This is a genomic window from Saccharomonospora halophila 8 (assembly GCF_000383775.1).
In the GTDB taxonomy this organism is placed as follows: domain Bacteria; phylum Actinomycetota; class Actinomycetes; order Mycobacteriales; family Pseudonocardiaceae; genus Saccharomonospora; species Saccharomonospora halophila.
In genome coordinates, this window is the sequence record NZ_KB912518.1 from 26,280 (window position 1) to 31,090 (window position 4,811).

6 protein-coding genes are annotated in these 4,811 nt (G+C 71.2%); 5 read left to right on the top strand and 1 reads right to left on the bottom strand.

Annotated features, from left to right (window positions below):
• Positions 1 to 515: 515 nt before the first annotated feature.
• Positions 516 to 1,631, top strand: a complete 1,116-nt coding sequence (locus SACHA_RS0107590) for a DUF2332 domain-containing protein (protein ID WP_019808490.1) — start codon at positions 516 to 518, stop codon at positions 1,629 to 1,631.
• Between the two features lie 91 nt (positions 1,632 to 1,722).
• Here SACHA_RS0107590 and SACHA_RS0107595 read toward each other — a convergent pair whose 3' ends face one another.
• Positions 1,723 to 2,157, bottom strand: coding sequence for an NUDIX hydrolase (locus tag SACHA_RS0107595; protein ID WP_019808492.1), 435 nt, complete (start codon positions 2,155 to 2,157; stop codon positions 1,723 to 1,725).
• A gap of 201 nt (positions 2,158 to 2,358) precedes the next feature.
• On the opposite strand from SACHA_RS0107595, the gene SACHA_RS25080 reads away from it, so the two are divergent.
• From SACHA_RS25080 to SACHA_RS0107615, 4 genes are read left to right on the top strand one after another with little or no spacing between them, the layout of a single operon-like run.
• Positions 2,359 to 2,520 carry a hypothetical protein gene (locus tag SACHA_RS25080; protein WP_019808494.1) on the top strand — a complete coding sequence of 54 codons (162 nt, stop codon included), beginning with the start codon at positions 2,359 to 2,361 and terminating at the stop codon, positions 2,518 to 2,520.
• A 19-nt stretch (positions 2,521 to 2,539) separates the two neighbouring features.
• Positions 2,540 to 3,103, top strand: coding sequence for a PH domain-containing protein (locus SACHA_RS0107605; RefSeq protein WP_019808495.1), 564 nt, complete (start codon positions 2,540 to 2,542; stop codon positions 3,101 to 3,103).
• Positions 3,104 to 3,128: 25 nt separating this feature from the next.
• Positions 3,129 to 4,058, top strand: a complete 930-nt coding sequence (locus SACHA_RS0107610; RefSeq protein ID WP_019808496.1) for a PHP domain-containing protein — start codon at positions 3,129 to 3,131, stop codon at positions 4,056 to 4,058.
• A complete protein-coding gene (locus tag SACHA_RS0107615) occupies positions 4,055 to 4,681 on the top strand; it encodes a MarC family protein (protein WP_019808497.1) in 627 nt (208 codons plus the stop codon). The genes SACHA_RS0107610 and SACHA_RS0107615 overlap by 4 nt, the downstream gene beginning before the upstream one ends.
• Positions 4,682 to 4,811: the final 130 nt, after the last annotated feature.

Consider the following 4,811-nt stretch of genomic DNA (forward strand, 5'->3'; position numbering starts at 1 on the left):
GGCTCGCGGCCCGGTCGCGCAGCGTGCCGAGCGAGGGGATGGCAGGCATGGAGTCTCCTGGCGGGTCGCGTCGCGAACGAGGACGACTGACACACGCCGACGTCCCGCCTCGGGCTCGCCGGATGCTGCTCAGCGCAGCCGCATCCGGATCCCGGCCGAGGTGGGTACGCCGGCGGAACTAGGAAGTGGACTGTCACCACTACTCATCTGCGTCCTCACCTCCTCACGGTCGGGGTCCGGTCCCGGCGCCGGATGCGCCGGAGGACAAGCTTACCCCCGGTCCCGGGGAGTATCGCCACCGGGCGGTGTGCGTTACCACCGGTGCCCGCCGGAGTCGCGTGCGGCACACCGACATCGTCGTCGTGTCGTGCCGCCGTTTCCGCGCCGGGCGGCTACGGTGGCGGGTGAGTGCGGTGGACGGCTCCGCGCCGCGGGACGACCATGATCGGATTCCGCGAAGCGTGTCGACGGTGAGGCCCGAGGAGGCGAACAGCCGGTGAACCCGGCGGCTGCCCATGAGTGATTCCGACACCACGACCGAACTCGCGAGGCGGTTGCGCCGGTTCGCCGCCCACGAGGCCGCGGGCCTGTCCCCGCTGTACGAGCACCTGGCCGCGCGTGCGGCGGACGACCCGGACGTGGCCGGGCTGCTGTCCGCCGCGTCCGGCGACGACGCGCATCCCACGCTGCTGCTGGCCGCCGCGCACCGGCTGGTCCAGGCGGACCCGATCCACCCGGTGTCGCGGTACTACCCGTCGCTGGGCGGGCTGGACGGCGTCGACGCCGACACCTGGCCGCTGTTCCGGGAGTTCGTCCTCGAACGCGCCGACCGGATGCGGGAGCTGATCTCCACCCGGTTCACCCAGACCAACGAGGTCCACCGGGCGTCGGTGCTGTACCCCGCCGTGGCCGCCGTCGCGGCGCGGGTTCGCGGCCCGGTCGGGTTGGTCGAGGTCGGGTGCAGCGCGGGCCTGCTGCTGGGGATGGACACCTTCGCCTACCACTATCTGTGCGACGGGGGCGAGCAGCTCACCTCCGGGCCCGCGAAGGCCGCGGTGGGGCTGCACTGCGCGCTCACCCTGGGCGAGGGCGCCGCGCCGCCCCGGCTGCCGAAGAAACTGTCGGTCAAGGCGCGGGTCGGGCTGGACCGCAACCCGGTGGACGTCTCCGACGAGGACGAGCTGGCGTGGCTGGAGGCGTGCGTGTGGGCCGACCAGCCGGACCGGATCCGGCTGCTGCGCACCGCGGCCGCGGCCCAGCGCCGGATCCGTCCCGAGTTGCTCGCCGGGGACGCGGTGGCCGACCTGGCCACGGCCGTGCAGCGGGTGCCGGAGGACCTGCCGGTCGTCGTCTACACCAGTTACGCGCTGAAGTACCTGCCGTCCGCGGAGCAGGAGGCCTTCGTCGCCGCGCTCGGCGAGCTGGCGGCCCGGCGTCCGTTGTGGTGGGTGGCGGCCGAGGAGTACGAGTCGGCCGTGCGGCACGTGCTGCCCGGCCGCGACGACCTGTCCTACGCGCACACGGCGCGGATGACCCTGAGCACCGTCGCCTGGGAGAACGGCACCCCGCATACCACGGTCCAGGCCCAGGCCGGCCCACACGGCCACCGCATGACCTGGCTCGCCGCGTGAAGGGCACTTCTCCTGCGTGTGACGCAGTGAATGTGCCCCTCGCTGCACTGAACGCAGGGAAGGTGCCCTTCACGGCACACTCCGGGAGGGTTCAGGTGGTGGGGAGTGCGTCCCACTGTCGGAGGGTTTCGGTGAGGTTCTCGGTGAGCAGGCCCGTCCGGTCCAGGGTGTCGAGGGCCGCGCGGTTCACCCAGCGGGCGTCGTCGACGTCGTCCCCCGGACGTAACGTTCCGCCCCCGGGGACGCACCGGTAGTCGACGATCCGGTACTGCGCACGGGTGACGGTCCCGAGGAACTCCCCCGGCCGCACCGTCAGTCCGGTCTCCTCGCGCAGCTCCCGCACCACGGCCTCGGCGTCGGACTCACCGGGTTCCACGCGCCCACCCGGCAGCGACCACAGACCCCGCGCGGGCGCCCGGCCACGCCGCACCAGCAGCAGCCTTCCCGCACCGTCGTGGACGACGCCGCCCACGCACCGCACCCCGCCCCCATGCCGTACCCCGCCCACACGCCGCACGGTGAACATTCCTCTCCGGCCCCTCGCCGGGTCGTACCTCGGCACGTGTTCCTTGTCACCCAATGGTTTAACGGAGTGTAATCGACGGCGGTGATTCGCGCAGTGTACTGACCCACCCGCAGGACTTTGCTGCGGTGACGCTACGCGGTGCGGTACAAACTTAGTGGCACAAGCCAGAAGGTCCGCACTCGAGAGACGGGATTGATCGCTGTGAACGCGAAAAAGCTTGCGACGTTCGCTGGTATCGCGTTGGTCCTCTTCTTCGTGATCGCCCGACCGGGAGAGGCAGCGGGGTTCGTGGACAACATCCTCACCGCACTACAGGACGCCGCCGAGGCAGTGATCACGTTCGTCAGCAGCGTGTTCAGCTGATCCGGGGGAGACTGCGCCGATGTTCGCGCCCCGTGACCCCGACGAATACCTGCTCGACACCGAGCGGCGGGTGATCAGGATACGGCGGCACTGGTCGTGTCTCATCTGGGACACGTTCGAGGCCGTCGCCCTGATCGCCGTGTGTGTGATGATCTCCTACATCCTGCCCGCCGCCATGTGGATGCTGCAGAACGTCCTCTGGTACGTGGCGTTGTTCCTGGTGCTGCGCTTCGCCTACAAGGTGATCGAGTGGTGGGTGGAGCGCCTGGTCGTCACCGACAAGCGGTTCGTGATGACCAAGGGCGTATGGACCACCCAGGTACTCATGATGCCGATCACCAAGGTGACCGACCTCACCTACGAGCGGCCCTTCCTGGGCCGGATCCTCGGCTACGGGACGATGGTCGTGGAGTCGGCGGGCCAGATCCAGGCGCTGAACCGGATCGAGTACCTGCCGAAGCCGGAGGCGTTCTACGACACGATCTCCCACCTCGTGTTCGGGGACAAGCAGAAGCAGGCCGAGAAGTTCTCGATGATCAAGGCGCAACGGGCCGCCCGCAGAGGCAAACCGATGGTGGGGTGATGCGCACGGCCGGGCACACTGGACAATGCTCGACGTGCGCATCGATCTGCATACCCACTCCTCGGTCTCGGACGGCACGGACGATCCCGCTGCCCTCGTCCGTGCCGCCGCGGACGCCGGACTCGACGTCGTGGCGCTCACCGACCACGACACCACCGCGGGCTGGCGGGCCGCCGCCGAGGCACTGCCACCCGGGCTGACCCTCGTTCCGGGGGCGGAGCTCTCCTGCGAGTCGGTGGACGACGAGGGCCGCAGGGTGAGCGTTCACCTGCTCGCCTACCTGTTCGATCCGACGGCCCCCGAGCTGGTGGCCGAACAGGAGCGCCTCCGCATCGAGCGGCGCGGGCGTCTGCGGGCCATCGCCGTGCGGATGGCCGAGGACGGCCTCCCCGTCGACCCCGACGATCTGCTGGCCGGTCTGCCCGCCGACACCGCGGCGGGACGGCCCCACCTGGCCCGGGCCCTGGTGCGGGCCGGGCTGGTGCACTCGGTGCAGGAGGCGTTCGACCGGTACCTGGCCAACGGCCGGGACTACTACATGGCCAAGGCGGACACGCCGGTCGAAGCGGCGATCGACCTGATCACCGCCGCCGGCGGCGCCACCGTCCTCGCGCACCCGTTCGCGGACACCCGGGGGCCGACGATCACCGAGGAGACGGTCGCCGTTCTGGCGCGGCGCGGACTGTCCGGGCTGGAGATCGACCACCCCGACCACGATCCCGCGGCCCGCGCGCGGTTGGCCGCCCTCGCCGAGGACCTGGACCTGGTCCGCACCGGATCGAGCGACTACCACGGTGCCAACAAGTCGGCCACGCCGGGCCAGGAGACCACCGATCCGGCGCAGTTCGCGGCACTCGTCGAGCGTGCCTCGGCCAACGCGGGCGGGGCGGGGCCCACCACGCGGCCGGTCGGCGGTGCCTGGGGGGCCTGGGAAGAAGCCGGGACCGGGTCGTGACGGTCGCCGGCCTCTTCGACGTCACGCTGTTCCTGGAGGCCGCGATCACCCTGCTGGTGATCATGGACCCGCCGGGGACCGTGCCGGTGTTCCTCAGTCTCGTGGGACGGAAACCGCCCGTCGCCCGCGCACGGGCCGCCCGGCAGGCGGTCCTGGTGTCCCTGCTGGTGATCTCGCTGTTCGCGCTGCTGGGTGAGGTCGTGCTGGCCTACCTGGGCATCGGCATCCCCGCGTTGCAGGGTGCGGGCGGGCTGCTGCTGTTGCTGGTCGCGCTCGACCTGCTGACCGGCCGGAGCAGTGCCGAACCCGAGGCGGCCGAGGACGTCAACGTCGCGCTCGTCCCGCTGGGCACCCCGTTGCTCGCCGGACCCGGCGCGATCGCGGCGACGATCGTGTTCGTCCGGCAGGCCGGGGGTGATCCCGGCGGGTATCTCGCACTGGGCTCGGCGATCGTCGTCGCGCACCTCGTGCTGTGGGTGTGTATGCGGTACTCCGGGGTGGTGATCCGACTCGTGCGGGAGAGCGGCATCACCCTGCTGGCCAAGATCGCGGGACTGCTGCTCGCGGCCATCGCGGTCGACCTGATCGCCGACGCCGTCCGCGGCTTCGTCGAGGGGGCCTGACCCGGCGGTCGGGGGGCCGTCCCGTCCCCTACCGTGGGAGTTCCCGCGGGCCGATGCGGGGACGGCGAGCCGACCAGGGGACACGCATGGAACAGCTGGGCTTCGACTTCGGGGTCGAACCGGAGCGGCT